The sequence below is a fragment of the Clostridium sp. YIM B02506 genome, from assembly GCF_022324845.1.
Taxonomy (GTDB): domain Bacteria; phylum Bacillota; class Clostridia; order Clostridiales; family Clostridiaceae; genus Clostridium_T; species Clostridium_T intestinale.
This window is the reverse complement of record NZ_JAKGTG010000002.1, coordinates 34,215-53,603: the sequence shown is the minus strand read 5'-3', so window position 1 is coordinate 53,603 and position 19,389 is coordinate 34,215. Positions and strand designations below refer to the sequence as shown.

General features: G+C 30.3%; 21 protein-coding genes and 1 pseudogene. 18 read left to right on the top strand and 4 right to left on the bottom strand.

The window, feature by feature from the left end:
- Nucleotides 1-8: 8 nt before the first annotated feature.
- Together sufB and sufC are read right to left on the bottom strand one after the other, a co-directional pair.
- Nucleotides 9-1,415, bottom strand: a complete 1,407-nt coding sequence (sufB, locus tag L1S49_RS02030) for a Fe-S cluster assembly protein SufB (RefSeq protein ID WP_021801312.1) — start codon at nucleotides 1,413-1,415, stop codon at nucleotides 9-11.
- Nucleotides 1,416-1,425: 10 nt separating this feature from the next.
- Nucleotides 1,426-2,178 (bottom strand): Fe-S cluster assembly ATPase SufC, encoded by a 753-nt coding sequence (gene sufC, locus L1S49_RS02025; RefSeq protein ID WP_181600802.1) that lies wholly within the window; start codon nucleotides 2,176-2,178, stop codon nucleotides 1,426-1,428.
- Nucleotides 2,179-2,366: 188 nt separating this feature from the next.
- Here sufC and L1S49_RS02020 point away from each other — a divergent pair, with 188 nt between their 5' ends.
- Together L1S49_RS02020 and L1S49_RS02015 are read left to right on the top strand one after the other, a co-directional pair.
- The gene (locus L1S49_RS02020) at nucleotides 2,367-3,188 is read left to right on the top strand and encodes a patatin family protein (protein WP_238902345.1); all 822 of its coding nucleotides are present in this window, start codon (nucleotides 2,367-2,369) and stop codon (nucleotides 3,186-3,188) included.
- Nucleotides 3,189-3,253: 65 nt separating this feature from the next.
- Nucleotides 3,254-3,847: a hypothetical protein gene (locus L1S49_RS02015; RefSeq protein WP_238902344.1), complete on the top strand. Its 594-nt coding sequence runs from the start codon at nucleotides 3,254-3,256 to the stop codon at nucleotides 3,845-3,847.
- Between the two features lie 44 nt (nucleotides 3,848-3,891).
- On the opposite strand, the gene L1S49_RS02010 is transcribed toward L1S49_RS02015, so the two are convergent.
- Nucleotides 3,892-4,569 (bottom strand): HAD family phosphatase, encoded by a 678-nt coding sequence (locus L1S49_RS02010; protein ID WP_238902343.1) that lies wholly within the window; start codon nucleotides 4,567-4,569, stop codon nucleotides 3,892-3,894.
- 134 nt (nucleotides 4,570-4,703) lie between these two features.
- Between L1S49_RS02010 and L1S49_RS02005 the strand changes: the two genes are divergently transcribed.
- The 5 genes from L1S49_RS02005 (at nucleotide 4,704) to L1S49_RS01985 (ending at nucleotide 8,991) form a co-directional block, all read left to right on the top strand.
- Nucleotides 4,704-5,597 carry an AraC family transcriptional regulator gene (locus L1S49_RS02005; protein ID WP_238902342.1) on the top strand — a complete coding sequence of 298 codons (894 nt, stop codon included), beginning with the start codon at nucleotides 4,704-4,706 and terminating at the stop codon, nucleotides 5,595-5,597.
- A gap of 84 nt (nucleotides 5,598-5,681) precedes the next feature.
- Nucleotides 5,682-6,590 (top strand): GNAT family N-acetyltransferase, encoded by a 909-nt coding sequence (locus L1S49_RS02000; RefSeq protein ID WP_238902341.1) that lies wholly within the window; start codon nucleotides 5,682-5,684, stop codon nucleotides 6,588-6,590.
- 9 nt (nucleotides 6,591-6,599) lie between these two features.
- On the top strand, nucleotides 6,600-7,256 hold the full coding sequence (locus L1S49_RS01995; protein WP_238902340.1) for a pentapeptide repeat-containing protein: 657 nt from the start codon (nucleotides 6,600-6,602) through the stop codon (nucleotides 7,254-7,256).
- Nucleotides 7,257-7,311: 55 nt separating this feature from the next.
- Nucleotides 7,312-8,205, top strand: a complete 894-nt coding sequence (locus tag L1S49_RS01990) for an MBL fold metallo-hydrolase (protein WP_238902339.1) — start codon at nucleotides 7,312-7,314, stop codon at nucleotides 8,203-8,205.
- Between the two features lie 117 nt (nucleotides 8,206-8,322).
- Nucleotides 8,323-8,991, top strand: coding sequence for a DUF3990 domain-containing protein (locus tag L1S49_RS01985; RefSeq protein ID WP_238902338.1), 669 nt, complete (start codon nucleotides 8,323-8,325; stop codon nucleotides 8,989-8,991).
- 53 nt (nucleotides 8,992-9,044) lie between these two features.
- On the opposite strand, the gene L1S49_RS01980 is transcribed toward L1S49_RS01985, so the two are convergent.
- The gene (locus L1S49_RS01980; protein ID WP_238902337.1) at nucleotides 9,045-9,701 is read right to left on the bottom strand and encodes an FBP domain-containing protein; all 657 of its coding nucleotides are present in this window, start codon (nucleotides 9,699-9,701) and stop codon (nucleotides 9,045-9,047) included.
- Between the two features lie 261 nt (nucleotides 9,702-9,962).
- Here L1S49_RS01980 and L1S49_RS01975 point away from each other — a divergent pair.
- The 11 genes and pseudogenes from L1S49_RS01975 (at nucleotide 9,963) to scfB (ending at nucleotide 19,345) form a co-directional block, all read left to right on the top strand.
- Nucleotides 9,963-10,981: pseudogene (locus L1S49_RS01975) on the top strand (PDDEXK nuclease domain-containing protein).
- A 217-nt stretch (nucleotides 10,982-11,198) separates the two neighbouring features.
- A complete protein-coding gene (locus tag L1S49_RS01970) occupies nucleotides 11,199-11,822 on the top strand; it encodes a GNAT family N-acetyltransferase (protein ID WP_238902336.1) in 624 nt (207 codons plus the stop codon).
- Nucleotides 11,809-12,717, top strand: a complete 909-nt coding sequence (locus L1S49_RS01965) for a PhzF family isomerase (protein WP_238902335.1) — start codon at nucleotides 11,809-11,811, stop codon at nucleotides 12,715-12,717. The genes L1S49_RS01970 and L1S49_RS01965 overlap by 14 nt, the downstream gene beginning before the upstream one ends.
- A gap of 149 nt (nucleotides 12,718-12,866) precedes the next feature.
- Complete coding sequence (gene ruvA / locus L1S49_RS01960; protein ID WP_238902334.1) at nucleotides 12,867-13,469, top strand: Holliday junction branch migration protein RuvA; 603 nt, start codon at nucleotides 12,867-12,869, stop codon at nucleotides 13,467-13,469.
- A 10-nt stretch (nucleotides 13,470-13,479) separates the two neighbouring features.
- The gene (ruvB, locus tag L1S49_RS01955) at nucleotides 13,480-14,511 is read left to right on the top strand and encodes a Holliday junction branch migration DNA helicase RuvB (protein ID WP_238902333.1); all 1,032 of its coding nucleotides are present in this window, start codon (nucleotides 13,480-13,482) and stop codon (nucleotides 14,509-14,511) included.
- A gap of 14 nt (nucleotides 14,512-14,525) precedes the next feature.
- Nucleotides 14,526-15,551, top strand: a complete 1,026-nt coding sequence (gene queA / locus L1S49_RS01950) for a tRNA preQ1(34) S-adenosylmethionine ribosyltransferase-isomerase QueA (protein WP_238902332.1) — start codon at nucleotides 14,526-14,528, stop codon at nucleotides 15,549-15,551.
- A gap of 210 nt (nucleotides 15,552-15,761) precedes the next feature.
- Entirely contained in the window at nucleotides 15,762-16,904 is a 1,143-nt protein-coding gene (tgt, locus tag L1S49_RS01945; RefSeq protein ID WP_238902614.1) for a tRNA guanosine(34) transglycosylase Tgt, read from the top strand.
- A gap of 14 nt (nucleotides 16,905-16,918) precedes the next feature.
- Entirely contained in the window at nucleotides 16,919-17,197 is a 279-nt protein-coding gene (gene yajC / locus L1S49_RS01940; RefSeq protein ID WP_238902331.1) for a preprotein translocase subunit YajC, read from the top strand.
- Nucleotides 17,198-17,252: 55 nt separating this feature from the next.
- Nucleotides 17,253-17,618: a TIGR04086 family membrane protein gene (locus L1S49_RS01935; protein ID WP_021801336.1), complete on the top strand. Its 366-nt coding sequence runs from the start codon at nucleotides 17,253-17,255 to the stop codon at nucleotides 17,616-17,618.
- 155 nt (nucleotides 17,619-17,773) lie between these two features.
- Nucleotides 17,774-17,911: a six-cysteine ranthipeptide SCIFF gene (scfA, locus tag L1S49_RS01930; RefSeq protein WP_021801337.1), complete on the top strand. Its 138-nt coding sequence runs from the start codon at nucleotides 17,774-17,776 to the stop codon at nucleotides 17,909-17,911.
- A gap of 69 nt (nucleotides 17,912-17,980) precedes the next feature.
- Nucleotides 17,981-19,345: a thioether cross-link-forming SCIFF peptide maturase gene (gene scfB / locus L1S49_RS01925; protein WP_238902330.1), complete on the top strand. Its 1,365-nt coding sequence runs from the start codon at nucleotides 17,981-17,983 to the stop codon at nucleotides 19,343-19,345.
- Nucleotides 19,346-19,389: the final 44 nt, after the last annotated feature.

The window sequence follows — 19,389 nt, the reverse complement described above, 5'->3', positions numbered from 1 at the left end:
TATCCCTCCTATCCTATAGCACCTTCAAGTTCTAAGTTAATTAAGTTGTTCATTTCAACTGCGTATTCAAGTGGAAGTTCTTTAGAAATTGGTTCAACGAAACCTCTTACTATCATCTTTTTAGCTTCATCTTCACTTAAACCTCTAGACATTAAGTAGAAGATAGCATCATCAGATATTCTTCCTATTTTAGCTTCATGTCCGATATCAACTTCGTCATTTTCAATCTGAACTACTGGTATAGTATCTGAAATTGACTTGTTATCAAGCATTAAAGATTCACAAGAAACAGTGGATTTTGAGTTAACTGCATTTGGTGTTATTCTAACAACTCCTCTGTAGATTGCCTTACCTCCATCTCTAGATATAGACTTTGAGTTTATAGTAGAGGAAGTGTTGGGAGCTGCATGAATTACCTTTGTACCTGTGTCTAACTCTTGACCAGATGATGCGAAAGTTATTCCAGTAAACTCAGAAGAAGCACCGTCACCTTTTAATATACTCATTGGGTATAACATAGAAACTTTTGATCCAAAAGATCCTGATATCCATTCTATTTTTCCGTTTTTGTCAACTGAAGCTCTTTTAGTGTTTAAATTCATCATGTTTCTTGACCAGTTCTCAATAGTTGAGTATCTCAAAGTTGCATCTTCTTTAACAAAAAGTTCAACACAACCTGCATGAAGGTTAGTTACATTGTACTTAGGAGCTGAACAACCTTCTATAAAATGAAGTTTAGCACCTTCTTCAACAACTATTAGAGTATGTTCAAATTGACCAGCTCCTGGAGAGTTTAATCTAAAGTAAGATTGAAGTGGAATATCAACTTCAACTCCTTTAGGTACATAAACAAAAGAACCTCCTGACCAAACTGCACCATGTAGAGCTGCAAACTTATGGTCTTGAGGAGGAACTAATTTCATAAAGTATTTTTTTACTATGTCCTCGTAATCTCTTACAGCTGTCTCCATGTCAGTGTAAACTACACCTAACTTAACTAGATCTTCTTTGATACTATGATATACAACCTCTGAATCATATTGAGCGCCAACTCCAGCTAGGGAAGTTCTCTCGGCTTCAGGAATACCTAATAACTCAAAAGTATTTTTTATTTCATCGGGAACATCATCCCAAGTATGTTTCATTGAAGTGTCTGGTTTAACGTAAGTAACTATGTTGTTCATATCAAGGTCGCTTATATCAGGACCCCAAGTAGGAACTTCTATAGAGTTATATATATCTAAAGACTTAAGTCTAAAGTCTCTCATCCAATCTGGTTCATTTTTTTCTTTGGAAATAGATAATATAACTTCCTTTGTTAACCCTTTATCTGATTTATAACTAAATTTATCTTCATTTTTAACATCATATATGCCTCTATCTACGTCTTCTACATAGGTTTTTCTCTTTTCCATAATTATCACCTTACTTTTCTATAAGATTTTTAAAGCCGTTAAAACCATTTTCGTTGATTTCACTTATAAGATCTTCAGATCCTGTTTTAACAATTTTTCCATCGATTAAAACATGAACAAAGTCAGCTTTTAAATTTTCTAAGATTTTAGTGTTATGGGTAATGATTAATATAGAATTATTTTCTTTCTTAAACATTGAAACCCCTTGAGAAACAATTTTTACTGCATCTACATCTAGACCAGAATCTGTTTCATCTAATATAGCAAGTTTAGGTTCTAGTAGAAGCATTTGAAGAATTTCATTTTTCTTCTTTTCTCCACCAGAGAAGCCCACATTTAAATATCTTTCTCCATAAGTCTCAGGAATGCTTAAGTTCTTCATTTGATTTTTTAATTTAAAATTAAAAGCAAATGGACTTATTGGTTTATCTTCAACAGAACTTTTAGAAGAACGTATAAAGTTTTCAACTGTTATTCCAGGAACTTCTTCTGGATTTTGGAAGGATAAGAAGATACCTTTTTTAGCTCTTTCATTTACCTTTAATTCTGATATATCTTCACCTTCAAAGGAAATTGAGCCTTCAGATACTTCATACTTAGGATGACCCATTATAGCGTAAGCTAAAGTAGATTTACCTGCTCCGTTAGGTCCCATAATTACGTGAACTTCACCCTTATTAATTTTTAGATCTAAGCCTTTTAAGATCTCTTTATCTTCAACTTTAGTTTTTAAGTTTTTTATATCAATTAAAACTTCTTTCATAAAACGAACACCTCTTAATTCCGATAATTTTACTCTGATTTATTTTATAGTATCACCCAAAACTTAGTAAGTCAATAGTAAAACAGAGTATACATATATAAATTTCCAATGGTTACATAAATTATGTTATAATTTTTAAAATAGTTTGTTATAATTTAAAGATAGAATAAATTATAGGAGTGAATCATATGAAAGATACAGCATTAGTTCTAGAAGGCGGCGGAATGAGAGGCATATACACAGCAGGAGTATTAGAATATTTTTTGGAGAATGATATTAATTTTCCTTATGTAGCAGGAGTATCGGCAGGAGCTTGTCATGCTTTTTCATATATTTCAAAACAAAAGGGAAGAAATAGAAGAATAATGATTGACTACATAAATGATAAAAGATATTTAAGTTTTAGGAATTATTTTAAAGAAAAATCATTATTCGGCATGAATTTTATATTTGATGAAATTCCAAACAACTTAGTTAAGTTTGATTATGAAACTTTTGAAAATGATAATAGAGATTTTTATATAGGGGTAACGGATATAGTGACAGGAGAATCAATATATTATAATAAAAAGGAGCTTAATGATCCTAACTTAATAGTTAGAGCTTCTTCATCTCTTCCATTAGTTTCTCCAATTGTTGAATATGAGAATAAAAAATTTTTAGATGGAGCAATAGCAGACCCTATTCCAATAGAGAAGGCATTAAGAGATGGATATGAAAAGTTTGTAGTAGTTCTTACTAGAAATTTAGGTTATAAAAAAGAAAAAGATAAGTCCATTAGACTTGCAAAAAGATTTTATAAAAAGTATCCTAATTTAATTAAGCTTATGGAAACTAGACATGAGGTTTATAACAGGCAGTTAGATTTAATTGATGAGCTTGAGAAACAAGGTAGGGCTATAGTAATAAGACCTAGTGAAAAACTTCAGGTTGATAGATTTACAAAAGATAAAAATAAGTTAGAGGGTTTATATAAATTAGGATATTTAGATGGTAAAAAAATCAGATAAATTACTATTGAAATGAATATTTTGGATAATAATGGACATAATCACACCTAAGAGGTGAGATTATTATGAATAAAAGAAAGCTTATTTCAGTAATTATTTTAAGTTCTTTATTTTTAGTATTAGTTTTTGCAGGTACTTATGTAGGGGTTTCAAAATATATACACAATAAATATAAGGTTGAGCAAGAACAAATTAAAAAAGAACAGCTATTAAATGAAAAAGATAAAAGCTTAAAGGACTCCATTACGCTTATATTTAAGAATAATGATAAGGTTGAAAAGTCAATGAAGCTTAAGGATTATAAGAGCGAAAACTCAATAACTGGAGATATTAATAGAGAAGAACTTTTAAATAAATTAGAAAATAAAAACTACTCCTTAGAAAAAGAAGGAGAAGAACAGATGGTTTTCAGTAGGAGTACAGTAAAAAAATTAACTCCTAACAGCTATTACTTAGGCGAAAAAGATGGATATTTTGCTATATATAAAGCTGATAGCACTGGAAAACCTACTATAGAAGATGAATCAAAAGATGTATTTAAAAATTATAAGATGGTTAAAGAACTAAGTGACTTAGACCAAGAAAAGATAGTTAATTTTGAATTCTCTTTTACAACAAAAGAGGATGCTGAAGAAAAATTAAGCGAATTCCTATCATAGAAGAAAAACCGTTATTTTTTGTAACGGTTTTTTCTTTTATAAAATTACGGTCTTAAAAGAAATCTATCAAAATCATGGAAGTTATGAATTACATCGTAAACTTCAACCATGTTTTGAAATGTTGATTCATTTTTAGAAGAAGTAACAGCAATTATTTTACCTATTCCAGCACTATAAGCAGCTTGAATTCCAGAAATAGCATCTTCAAATACAATGCAGTTTTGAGGTAATATTTCTATTTCTTTAGATGCTTTTATATAGTAGTCAGGGTTAGGTTTACCAAGAACTGTACCATCATCATATACAATCTTGTCCACATCAAACCATCTAGTTAAATTGAAACTTTCAATATAGAACTTTAGATTTGTAAGTTGAGAGGCTGTTGCTATTGTGATTGGAATGTTTCTTTCTTTAAGTTCATCCAAAAGAATCTCAGCACCAGTAGCTAAATGAAAGTTAGATTTATCAGATAAACAAAGCTCTCTATAGATTTCCTCTTTAATCTCTAAATATGAGGAAACTTCCTTATCTGTTAAGGGTTTTCCAGATAAAAATTTTAATGTGAAATCACCATTTCGACCATGAACATATTTTCTAAATTCCTCATCAGTTACATCTCGTTTAAATTCAGTTTTGAAAAACTGTCTCCATGCTTTTTCATGTTTATCAGAATCATGAAAAAGTGTACCATTAAAATCAAAAACTACGCCTATATTATTCATATTATAATCCTCCCATGACTTATTGAAATCCTCTATATTTATAAGTATAATGCAATTATATAGACGGAAAATATAATATTATTGCATATAAATATAACAATATTGCAAATCTTAAAACTATGGAGGGAGTTATTATGGAGAAGGTAATTGTTACAAATGAGAACGATATGGAAATGATTTTACATGGTACAACAGAGCTCCCCTTAAAGGTAAGTGACGAAAGTATATTAAATTATAAAAATAATTACTTTAATTGTCATTGGCATAAAGAGATTGAATTAACCTATGTTTATGAAGGTGAGATGTTGTACCAAGCAAATAACCATGAAACTGTGCTCTCTGCTGGCGACTGCTCTTTTGTTAATTCTAAAGCCCTACATTTAGGAAGTGCTATTGATGGTAAGTCTTGTCACTATAAGGTGATAACTTTTAATCCAGACTTACTTGGAGTTGAAGAAACTGCGATTCAAAAAAAGTATGTTCAGCCAATATTAAACTGTAATAAACTTTCCTTGTATTTATTTAAAGCTGATAATGAGTGGGAAAACAAAATAGTAGAGATGATCAAAAAGATAATATTCATTTATGAAGAAAAATCCCCTTGTTATGAAATTGAAATAACTGCACTTTTGATTAATATATGGGGGATATTTTATCAAAATACAAGATCTATTCTTAAAGAGGAAGGCAACAATCCTAAAAGTATAGATTATATAAAAAATGTGGTAACTTTTATCCACAAAAACTTTAGCTCAAAAATATCACTAGAAGATATGGCTAAAGCAGCTAATATTTCTAAAAGCGAATGTAGTCATTCATTTAAAAGGTATATGAAGGAAACCCCTTTTGAATATTTGTTAAGATACAGAGTTGAGAGAAGTATGGCAATTTTACTTAAGGAGAATTCATCTATTACTGAAATAGCTTTAGCAGTAGGGTTCTCAAATGCAAGTTATTACTCAGAAGTTTTTAAGAAATATATAGGGGTAACGCCTAGAGAGTATAAGAAGCTGGGTGTTAACAAATGATTCTGTACCAAAAATTAGATAGACACTAGTATTTTATGAGAGTAAAATGGTGGAAGAGATAGAATTATTATCAGGAGGTGGACTATGAAGAACATAGAAAATCCATGGATCAAGCTCAAGGAAAATATAAATAAAGAAGATTATGAAGTAATAAATAGGTTACAACAAGAGTGTATTGATAAGGTTGCATTAAAGCTAGAACTTGATTATAAACTTGCATCATCAAATGAAAGCTCAAAGATAACAAACAATACAAATGAATTTATGTACTTTGACGGAGAAAAACTCATTGGGTACATAGGGATTGGAAGCTTTGGTGGATTTAACACACCTATTGAGGTAAATGGAATGGTACATCCAGATTACAGAAAACAAGGTGTTTTTAAGAAGTTAAGTGAGTTAGTAATTGATGAATGGAAAAGAAGAAATTCAAATAATATGTTTTTATTAAGTGATAGAACATCAAAGGAAGGACAAGAATTTATCAAAAACTTAGGGGCAACTTATAACCATACTGAATATGAAATGTATTTTAGGCAAGAAGGTTCATCAGAACTATCAAAAGGCCCATCAAACTTAACTTTTAGAAAAGCTAATAATGAAGATGCTTATGAACTTGCAAAACAGGATGCTATTTATTTTGGAGAAGAAGTTCCTGAAGAAAATGATAAAGAAAAATTAATACTTCCAGAAGAAGAGGAAAAGAAGGGTATTAGAACTTACTTAGCTGAAAAGGACAATGAAATAATTGGAAAAGTTCGTCTTGAGTTAACTGATAAAGGTGGAATTTATGGACTTGGAGTTTTACCAAAGCATAGAAGAAAAGGATACGCAAGAGAGATGTTAAAGTTTGCAGTTGACACACTTATAGAAGATGGAGCTAAGGAAGTTATGCTGCAAGTAGATAGCGAAAATCCTAATGCACTTAATTTATATAAGTCTTGTGGATTTGTTGAAACCTCTGTAATGGATTATTATGAAATGAAACTTTAGGAGAAGAAGATGAGTACTAGTCAAAAAACTATAAAAATAGCTAAACCTCAGTTACTTAGAGGAATTGAAGGTAGAAGTATAAACGAACTTACACTTGAAGATGAAAGTGTAATAGAAAATATTTATATAACTGATTGTGAAGTTGAAGTAAGTGAAGCAAGTAGTGTTAACTTTGAAGGAGTTGTCTTTAGTAGAGTAGACTTTAACGGAGTTAAGTTAGAGTCTTTAGAACTTACTGATGTAAGATTTGAGAACTGTGACTTATCTAATGCTGACTTTAGTGGAGCAATTATACATAGAACAGAGTTTGTAAACTGCAAACTTATAGGGTTAAAACTTAATGATTCTTCTCTTCAGAATGTTTATATAGAAAACAGTAATGGCAAGTTTGTTCTTATGAACTATGGGGAAATGAAAAATGTTGTTATAACTGACTCAATATTTGAAAACAGTAGTTTTCAGTATTGCAAGCTAAATAAAGTAAGTTTTAGAAGATGTGATTTTAAACTAAGTCAAATGTCTGGAACTAGTTTAAAGGGAATGGATATAGGCGATTGTGAGTTTGAAGGAGTAAACTTGAGTATAGATGACATAAAAGGTGCCATAGTTTCACCTATACAAGCTGTTGATTTTTCAAAGTTAATTGGACTAATAATCAAAGAATAAGAGTTAAGCAGAGTTAAAATAACTCTGCTTATTTTTTACAGAAGGAGAAGTTAAATTGAAGATACTAGAAGTTAAAGGAAATACATATTGTATAGATACTGGAATGACTTATATTCCATTTTATAAAATCAATGAGAATGAAATAATAATGTTAGATAGTGGCTGGGCAAAAGGTGAAAGAAAAGGAATAGAGGAAGTTTTAGAAAATAACAAATTTAAGGTAGTAGCTATAATAAATAGTCACTTTCATATTGATCATGCTGGTAATAATTTTTACATCAAGGAAAAACACAATTCTATAATTGCTATGAGTGAACTTGAAGCTGTTATAAGTAGTTCACTTGATAATCTTAAACTTTATTATGGAGAACAAACTATAAGAGATGTAAGAGAACATCATGAACATATGATATTTAAAACAGATATCATAATAGAAAAACATCAAAAAGAAATATCAGTACGTGGTGTTAATTTCAAGATTCTTCATACACCTGGACATAGTCCATCACACATATGCATAATGACTCCAGATGATGTTTTCTATGTAGGAGATGCACTTATAAGTTATGAGGTTATGAAGGGATCAAAGCTTCCTTATGCCTTTATATTAAGTGAAGACATGAAAAGTAAGGCTAAGCTTTATGATATTAAATGCAGTAAATATGTTGTAGCCCATAAAGGAATATATGATGACATCACAAAACTAATAGATGATAATATTGATTTCTATGAGAGTAGGGCCATGGCTATATATGAACTTATAGATAGGCCCATGACCTTTGAATGTATCATGAAAGTTGTACTTGAAAATCTGAACATCAAGGTAGGAAGTATATATAAATATTACACCGTTGAAAGAATGCTTAAATCCTACATAGAGTACTTAAATGACATAGAAAAAATCAAACTAATTATGGAAGACGGCTTCTTAAAGTATTCACCACTATAAGCAGGTCTTAAAGAAAGCTCTAAACTTTAAATGAATAAGTACATTAACATTTTCAATTTTCTAAAATACTATAATTAATGGATAAATATAATATGGAAAAAATTATGGAGGAGTTATATGTACTTGTATCATGGTTCTGATATAGCAGTAACTACAGTTGATTACAAAAAAAGTAGGACTTCTGCTGACTTTGGTACTGGATTTTATACTACAAACATTAAAGAACAGGCAATAATATGGGCTAAAAGGATAGCTATAAGTCATATGGGGAAGGAGTATAATCCTGAGATTAAAGCAGTTGTGACCACTTTCAATCTAGATAACAAAATATTTAAAGATACAAAAATAAGGTATAGGCGTTTTCGTGGAGCATCTGAGACTTGGCTTAGATTTGCTAGAAAAAATTTAGTGGGAGATAAAAATACTAAAGGAGATCATAATAAGGACTTTAGATATGATTTAGTCAGTGGATATATGGCTACAGCAGAGCTTATATCAATACTTAATAACTACGATAAAGGTGAAATTGATAAGGAAACTTTTAGAATGTATTTAAAATCTACATTAAAAAATAATCAATATTCCTTTCATTCAAAAAGAAGTACAAAATATCTAAAATCCCCTATGCATGAATATTTTGATATAACTCAGGAAGACTTTAATAAAGCTCGAAATACTGGTAATATAATTGAACTTAAGTTTTTTATTTATGATGAAAATAATGGTGTAAGTTTAAAAAGTATTGTTTTAAATCTAGAGGATATACTTAACAATAAAATTCAATGATTTTAAATTTAAAGGACTTACCCTTAAATGGTAAGTCCTTTAGTGTAAAAATATTATTTTATATCATTAACTTCTTTTAATATTTTCTCAAGCTTTTCTACTGATTCTATTCTATCATTACATTTACTGCTATCCAAACAAATATCAAAACCTATAGATTTATAGGCTCCGTCAAAAGAGTTTGATGTCTTGCATATAGGGGATACAAAAGCTACTTCGCTTTCTTTACCAACTCTATTACAAAGTACACATATATGTGAATTTGGATCTGGATTTGATATTCTACAAGACATACCAACAAGATTATCATTTAACTTATAAGCTATAAATAACTTTCTAACTGACTCATCAACCCAACCTAAATACACATTTTTTGAATCGGGATCCTCTTGATTTGGAAGTTTAAGTTTTTTCTCTTTCTTAAAGAGTTTCTTTAACTGAGCATCTGTAATTTTTTGCATTCCATAAACATACTCTTCTAATTTATCTAGGTATTCATCAACTTCAGTGGATTTAGTTAAGTTTGTAATATCTAAAAGTGATTTCTCATCTTCAGACAATGATGAAAATACACTAATTATCTTATCTTGTATATAGATTTTACTGGCAGCAATTATATCATTATCCACACAACCTTTAAAAGAATTCTTTAAATCTTTTAAACATCTCTTTATGTAGTTATATTCATGTTTTTTAATAAAAGTATTCATAAAATTATTACCTCTCTGTTCCGATTAATCTGCAAAATATTATTTCTACAAGTGAAATTTTAGCATGGACTAAGGTGGAATTCAAATCAATAAATAATTCTGTAAAGATTATGATTGAATGTAGTGAGAAGTTGAGGATGAATGAGTAGTGTATATATTAATACAAATATGTAATGTGATATAATATTAGAATGATGAACAGAGAAAATGAGAGAGAAATATATAATAAAAAAGATTAAAGAAAGTAGGGTAACTTTTAATATGAACATAGAAAAATCCAGTGAATATAAAAATTTGATAAGTGGCATAAAGAATCAAATAAAAACCTCAAGACAAAAGGCTTTATTGGCTGTAAATAAGGAGTTATTAATTTTATATTGGAACATAGGAAGAACTATTTTAGAATATCAAGAAAAAGAAGGCTGGGGAGCTAAAGTTATAGATAATATAGCAAAAGAAATTAAGTCGGAATTTCCAGAATTAAAGGGATTTTCTCCAAGAAATCTAAAGTATATGAGAAAATTTTCATCTGAATATGTGGATATTCAATTTGTGCAACAAGTGGTTGCACAAATTCCATGGTCACACAATGTAGTTTTAATGGATAGAGTTAGTGATATGAAGCAAAGATTATGGTATATTGAGAAAACCATAGAAAACGGATGGAGCAGAAATACTCTTTAGTTCACCAAATTGAAAGCAAGCTGTTTGAGAGATAAAACAATGATTTAAAAACAACAAATTTTATGGAAAAACTAAAAGCTCCTAATAATAAGTTGGCTATAGAAACTTTAAAAGATCCATATATATTTGACTTTATTACAATGACAGAAGAAATGAATGAAAGAGACATAGAAAATCAATTAGTAAAGAAAGTTACTAAATTTTTATTAGAGTTAGGATCAGGATTTGCTTTTATTGGAAATCAATATAAGTTGCAAGTAGGTGGAGATGATTACTACTTAGATCTTCTGTTTTATAATTTGAAATTAAGATGTTATGTGGTAATAGAATTAAAAACTGGCAAGTTTAAACCCGAGTATGCAGGTAAGTTGAATTTTTATCTCTCGGCTGTAGATGATATATTAAAAACTGAAATAGATAATCCATCAATAGGTATAATACTTTGTAAAGAGAAGAATAGACTTGTAGCAGAATACTCCCTTAAAGACATGACAAAACCAATAGGTGTTAGTGAATATAAGCTGTTAGAAAAAATACCAGAGGAATTAAAGGGAACATTACCAACAATAGAAGAAATCGAGGATACTTTAGAATAATCATAAGTTTAGTACTTATCTATAATTAATCTACAAAAACATTACTTTACAAGTGCAAGTTTATTTAGGAGTTAATCATTAGGTTGTTTCAATAAAAATTTTGATGTTATCATGAAAGGGTATGTTAAATTAACATATGCATGAGATAAAAGATATTTTTAACAAATATGAGTTAAATGAGAGAGTTGCTTAGAAACTGAAAGAGAGGATAATTATAATGGTCACTAATTGTACAAACTTTGATAATGAAAATTCAGCAAATATTTTTACTATAAACTGTAAGGATATTGTACTAAGAGAATTCCAAATGGAGGATCTGGATGAGATATATAATATTACCCTGCAACCAGAAATAGCAGAGTTTTTACCTGATTGGATAGCAACTAAGGAGACACGTAGAGAATGGTTAATTAAATATGAAATTAAAGAGAATAGAGAGTTTTTAGATTCTGTTCCTGATATCTCTAAGGTTAAAGGACGTGCTTTTCGATTAGGGGTTATATTGAAAAAGAGTAATAAACTTATAGGGTGGATCAATTCAGGTTTAAAAGAGGAATTACCTCCACCTAATAGGGAAATAGGGTATGCTATTTCTAATGAATATACAGGTAAGGGGTATGGAACTCAAGCTGCTCAAGGTTTAATAAAATATCTATTTGAAAATACTAATACAGAGATATTAAATGCAACGGCATTAACATATAATTTAGCTTCAAATAATGTCATAAGAAAATGTGGATTTAGATTAATAGATAAGATTGAAATTGAAGGTAAAGAATATTTTTATTATAGACTTAGTAAAAGTGAATATATTATGGAGGAAAAAGATGAGGAAATATAGTTTATATCAAGTTGACTCATTTACTAAAGAAAAGCTTTCTGGAAATCCAGCAGGTGTTATAACTAATGCAGATGGATTAAAAGATGATGAAATGCAAAAAATTGCTAGAGAACTAAATAATTCAGAAACTGCATTTATATTTTCAAAAAATAACGATGATTATGATGTACATGTACGTTTTTTTACTCCTAAAAATGAAGTTCCAATCTGTGGACATGCAACTATTGCAGCTCACTATGTAAGAGCAGTTGAAAATAATTTAGATAGCATGAGAATATACCACAAAACTGGAGCTGGAATTTTACCTGTTGATATAATAAGGGAAGATGAAGATTATAGAATTGTCATGACTCAAGGAGAGATTGAATTTGGCGATATTATTGAAGATAAAAACAAAGAAAGTCTTCTTGAAGCCTTACATATAAAAGCGGATGATTTACTTGAAGATTATAAAATCCAAATAGTATCTACGGGACACTCTAAAGTCATGATTGGGATTAAAGATAAAGTTGTTTTAAATAACTTAAATCCAGACTATTATGGGCTAGCTAGGTTAAGTAGTATTATAAATTGCAATGGATATTATGTTTTCACAGTTGATTCAGAGGAAAGTGATATTTTAGTTCATGGAAGAATGTTTGCACCTAGTATAGGAATTAATGAAGATCCCGTCACAGGTAATGCAAATGGGCCTTTAGGTGCATATTTAGTACATCATAACCTTATTAAACACGATAACTCTTCCTTCAAATTTAAAGCAAAGCAAGGAGAAGCTATGAAAAGACCAGGTATTATAGAGGTTGAGGTAGGTATAGAAGATGAGGAACCTAAAGAAGTAAAAATATCTGGAAATGCTGTAATAGTATTTAAATCAGAACTTATATTAAATGATTAAATATAATTTAATCTAGAGAAATCACCTATGATAATAGTTATAGGTGATTTCTCATTTCTACCCTCCAAACAAATTTTCGCATTCTTATTGATAAAATACTCCATAAATGCTAAAGTATTATGTAGGTTTTTAAAGGTTGAGGTGAGAATATGTACGAATATATTAGAGGTTTACATAAAGGAATAAATAAGGATTATATAGTAGTTGAGAATAACGGAATTGGATATAAGATTTTCACATCTGGTTCTACTTTAGCTAAACTTCCAAAGCTTGATGAAGAAGTAACTATCTATATTCAACAGATAGTTAGGGAAGACTTTATAGGTTTATATGGATTTTTGTCTAGAGAAGAACTTGATATGTTTAATATACTTTTAACTATTAATGGAGTTGGAGCTAAGGCTGCTTTATCGCTTTTATCTATAAGCACAGTTGATAATCTTAAGTATGCTATAATGATAGGTGACGAAAAACATGTAGTAAGAGCACCTGGAATAGGTAAAAAGACTGCTCAGAGAATTATATTAGAGCTTAAGGATAAGTTTAAAGCAGATGAGCTTTTAGATAATAAAGATGCTTCAATTGATATTGATATGAATAATATTTACGCTAACAATATTAATGAAGCTTTAAGTGCTTTAATGGCACTAGGATATACTGAGAAAGAAGCTCAGAAGGCTCTTTCTAATGCTGATGTTGATAAATCAGTTGAAGAGATAATAAAAGAGTGTTTAAAAATGCTTATGAGATAGGGGTGGGGAAATGGATGATAGAATGACTACAGGCGAAGAAATTCTAGAAGATTCCCAAGGTGAATTAAGTTTAAGACCTCAGAAAATCAGCGAGTATATAGGACAACAGAAGGTAAAGGAAAAACTTAATATTTTTATAAAAGCAACTAAAAAAAGAAGAGAAGCTTTAGACCATGTACTTTTATATGGGCCTCCAGGTTTAGGAAAGACAACTTTGGCCAATATTATAGCTAAGGAGATGGGTGGAGATTTAAAGGTTACTTCTGGACCTGCAATAGAAAGAGCAGGAGATTTAGCTGCTATTTTGACTTCTTTAAATGAATTTGATGTTTTGTTTATTGATGAAATACATAGACTGAACAGAAGTGTTGAGGAAATACTTTATCCTGCTATGGAAGACTATGCCTTAGATATCATAATAGGAAAAGGTGCATCAGCAAAGTCTATAAGACTTGAGTTACCTAAGTTTACTTTAATAGGTGCAACAACTAGAGTTGGTATGCTTACTGCTCCTTTAAGAGATAGGTTTGGAATTCTTTCATCTATGGAGTATTACACAAATGAAGAACTTAGAGAAATCATAGTAAGAAGTGCAGATATCTTAGGTTGCAGTATTACTCCTGAAGGTGCTTATGAAGTTGCAAGAAGATCAAGAGGAACTCCAAGAATAGCTAACAGACTTCTAAAGAGAGTGAGAGATTACTCAGAAGTTAAAGAACATGATTTTATAGATATCAAAGATGCAAAAGAATCTTTAGAACTTCTAGAAGTTGATGAAGAAGGTTTCGATAGAGTTGACAATAAGATACTTGAAGCAATTATAGATAACTTCAACGGAGGGCCAGTTGGTATAGAAACTCTTTCTTATTTTGTTGGAGAAGAACTTGGTACAATAGAAGATGTTTATGAACCTTATCTTCTTCAAAGAGGGTTCATTATAAGAACTCCTAGAGGAAGAATGGCAACTAAGAAGGCTTATACACATTTGGGAAGAATTAAGATTGAAAATAAGGATGAAAGTCAAACTACATTATTTGATTAGAGAAGGTGCTAGATATGAAAGTTGAAGATTTTTACTTTGATTTGCCAGAGGAACTTATAGCTCAACATCCCTTAGAGGATAGAACAAGTTCAAGACTTATGGTGTTAGATAGAGAAACAGGTGAAGTTTCTCATAAACATTTTTATGATGTAATAGAGTATTTTAACGAAGGAGATACCTTGGTTTTAAATAACACAAGAGTACTACCTGCAAGACTTATTGGAGAAAAAGAAGGCACAGGTGGAAGGATAGAGTTTCTACTTCTTAAAAAAGTTGGAGAAGATTTATGGGAATGTTTATCTAAACCAGGTAAAAAAGCTAAACCTAAAGCTAGATTTACTTTTGGAAATGGTAAACTTACAGCTGAAGTTAAAGAAGTTTTAGATAATGGTAATAGAATAGTTAAGTTTTATTATGAAGGACTTTTTGAAAATGTATTAGATGATTTAGGAGAGATGCCTCTTCCTCCATATATACATGAAGCTTTAGATGATAAGGAAAGATATCAAACTGTATATTCAAAAGAAAAGGGTTCTGCAGCAGCTCCAACTGCTGGTCTTCATTTTACAGAAGAGCTTTTAGAGAAAATAAAAGCTAAGGGTGTAAATATAGTTTATCTAACTTTACATGTAGGACTTGGAACTTTTAGGCCAGTTAAAGTTGAAAATATAGAAGAACATGATATGCATTCAGAGTTTTATGTATTATCAGAAGAAACTGCGAAGGTAATAAACGAAACTAAAAAGAGAGGCAACAAAGTTATTTCGGTTGGAACAACTTCAACAAGAACTTTAGAAACTGTAGGAGATGAGAATGGAGAAGTTAAAGAAGCTTCAGGGTGGACTAACATATTCATCTACCCAGGCTATAAGTTTAAAGTAGTTGACAACTTGATAACTAACTTCCACTTACCTGAATCAACTTTGATCATGTTAGTTTCAACTTTAGCTGGGCAGGACAATGTAATGAAAGCATATAAAACAGCAGTAGAAGAGAAATATAGATTTTTCTCCTTTGGAGATGCTATGTTTATTAAATAGTGTAGACTTGATAGTTTGGAGTTGACAATGAAGTAAGAACTTCATTAAACTTATTCAGTTAACTTTGCAAAGTCAGTAAAATATCATTAAAGTTTGACAAAGATTGTTAAAGATTATTAAAGTCTGCAAAAGTCTATCAAAGATTGCTAAACTTAGTTAAAGTTGAAGAAACTAGTTTATAAATTAAATTACTAATAGTTAGGAGAAAAGATTTTGTCTAAGAAGTATACACTTTTAAAGAAAAACGGAAAAGCAAGAAGAGGGAGATTTGAAACTCCTCATGGAACTATAGAAACTCCAGTTTTTATGAATGTTGGAACTTTAGCTGCTATAAAAGGCGGAGTTTCATCTATGGATTTAAAGGAAATAGGTTGTCAAGTTGAGTTATCTAATACTTATCATCTGCACTTAAGACCAAGTGATAAAGTTGTTAGTAACTTAGGTGGACTGCACAAGTTCATGAACTGGGATAGACCTATACTTACAGACTCAGGTGGATTCCAAGTGTTTTCACTTTCAGCTATGAGAAAGATAAAAGAAGAGGGAGTTTACTTTAACTCTCACATAGATGGAAAGAAAATCTTCATGGGACCAGAAGAAAGTATGCAGATTCAAAGTAACTTAGCTTCAACTATAGCTATGGCTTTTGATGAATGTGTATCTAATCCATCAACTAGAGAGTATGTAGAAAAGTCTGTAGCTAGAACTACAAGATGGCTTGAAAGATGTAAAGTTGAAATGGATAGATTAAACTCACTACCTGACACTATAAATAAAGAGCAGATGCTTTTTGGAATAAATCAAGGTGGAGTTTATGATGATATAAGAGAAGAACATGCTAAAACTATAGCGAAGATGGACTTAGATGGATATGCTATAGGAGGTTTAGCAGTTGGAGAAACTCATGAAGAGATGTATAGAGTAATAGATGCAGTAGTTCCTCATCTTCCAGAAGATAAACCTATATATTTAATGGGAGTAGGTCTCCCAAGTAATATATTAGAAGCAGTTGAAAGAGGCGTAGATTTCTTTGACTGCGTACTTCCTGCTAGAAATGGAAGACATGGTCATGTATTTACAAAGAGTGGAAAGATAAACTTAATGAATGCTAAGTTTGAGTTAGATTCAGCTCCTATAGATGAAGGCTGTGAATGCCCAACTTGTCAGAACTACACTAGAGCATACATAAGACATTTATTTAAAGCAAAAGAAATGTTAGCTATGAGACTTTGTGTATTACATAACCTGTATTTCTACAATAAACTTATGGAAGATATAAGAAAAGCTATAGATGGAGACTATTTTGATGAGTTTAAGAGAGAAAAACTTGAAGCTTGGGGTGGAAGAGCTTAAGAAAGGGTAAAAATATGAGTGGTGGTCAATTACAAATATTGATATTAGTAGGTATTCTTGTAGTATTTTATGGAGTATTAATTATTCCTGAGAAGAAAAGAAAAAAAACTTACAACAACATGCTGTCAGAACTAAAAGTTAACGACAAAATAATTACTAGAAGTGGGTTAATAGGAAAAATAGTGATTATAGAAAAGGATAATGTAGTAATAGAGGTTGAGCCTGATAATGTTAGACTTACATTTAGTAAACAAGGAATATCATCTTTATTAACAGAAGAGAGTAATATGTAATAACTTCACCCCTTATGTTCATATAATTATAGTGAATGTAAGGGGGTGTTTAATTTTGGGAGTTGATTTAATCAAAAATTCAGGGAAAGGGGTATTTGTCTCATTTATATCAACCATAGTTATGATGTTGATATTAGCTATGATAATGAGCTTTATGGATCTTTCAACCAAAGCACTATATGTAGGATATGTTGTTGTAACTTGTATAAGTATAGTATTTGGTTCCATTTATTCAGCAAAAAGAAATGGTTCTAAAGGATGGTTAGTAGGATTATTAGTAGGAATTCTATATTATATTCTTATTGGAATCATATCTTCAATAGCAACTGGATCTATGGCACTTGGATTATTTGACTTTTACAGATTCATTTTCGCAGTAGCTATAGGGCTGCTTTCAGGAATGCTTGGAATAAATCTATAGAAAAGTTAAGTACGTTTAAAAACTATTAACAATATAGTATAGTTCAAATAAATTCATATGGAAGATTAAAACTCCATATGAAAAGTTTCACTTTATCTTAAGAAAAAACTATGCTATAATCTTAATGGAATTGTATCAGAATGGAGGAGTATGACGTGAAGCATATTAAAACTATTAATAAGTCAAGCCTAAAAAATAGTCTTTGTAAGCCAGGCTGTAAGGAATGTGCAAACTCATGCCAATCAGCATGTAAAACATCTTGTACAGTTGCTAACTTAGCATGTGAAAACTAATTTAAGTGTAGGTATGAGAAAGTGGCAGTAACTTATGTTACTGCCACAATTGTAGTTAGGAGGAAAAAAATGAGTTTAATTCATAAGTTTAAACTTGAAGATAATTATTATGTTATAGATGTTAATTCAGGAAGTATTCATTTAGTTGACAAGCTTATATTTGATTTACTAATAGATAATGATAGATTAGCACCAGTTAATGAAGTGGTTGAAAGATATAAGGGTGTATATTCAGAAGAAGAAATCAATGAAGCCTATGAGGATTTAGTTGAATTAGTTAATGAAGAGGCTTTATATTCAAAAGATTACTATGAAGAGATTGCCCAAAATGATGAAGACAGGGACTATATAAAAGCGCTTTGCTTAAATGTAGTACATGACTGTAACCTTAAATGCAAATACTGTTTTGCAGAAGAAGGTGAATACAAAGGTTGTAGAAAACCTATGAGTGCAGAAACAGGTAAAAGAGCTATAGACTTTGTTATAGAGAAGTCTGGTCCAAGAAGAAATATAGAAGTTGACCTTTTTGGTGGAGAACCTTTAATGGTTTTTGATACAATAAAAGAGATAGTAGATTATGCTAGAGAACAAGAAAAGATACACAAGAAAAACATAAGATTTACCATGACTACTAATGCAACTCTTTTAAATGATGAAATAATGGAATATATGGATAAAAATATGGGAAACATAATATTATCCATAGATGGTAGAAAGTCTGTTAATGATGCAGTAAGAATTAGAAGAGATGGTTCAGGAAGTTATGACAGAATATTACCTAAAATCAAATCAATGGTTGATAAAAGAGATAAATCTAAACAGTATTATGTTAGAGGAACCTTTACTAGAAACAACACAGATTTTTATGAAGATGTTATGTCTTTAGTTAATGAAGGTTTTAGAGAAATCTCTGTTGAGCCTGTAGTTTTACCAGAGGATAACGAACTAGCACTTAGAAAAGAAGATCTTCCAAAGATTTTTGAACAATACGATTCTTTATATAATGAAATGCTTAGAAGACATAAAGAAGGAGATTCCTTCAAGTTCTATCACTTTAACATTGATTTAAATGGTGGACCTTGTGTTTATAAGAGAATATCAGGTTGTGGAGCTGGTTTTGAATATGTGGCTATAACTCCAGATGGTGAAATATATCCATGTCATCAATTTGTTGGTAACAAGGAATTCTTACTTGGAAACATAAATGATGGGGAGATAGATAGTGACCTATCTAAAACATTTAAAAAAGCTCATATATACAATAAACCTAAATGTAAAGACTGCTGGGCTAGATTCTACTGTAGTGGAGGATGCCAAGCGAATAACTTTAACTTTAATAATGATATCCATGTTCCTTATGAAGTTGGATGTGAAATGCAGAAAAAGAGAATTGAATGTGCAATAGGACTAAAAGCACAAACTATGGTAGATTAAATAGGATACTCTCCTATTAAAAAATAAATAACCAAGGGGGATAA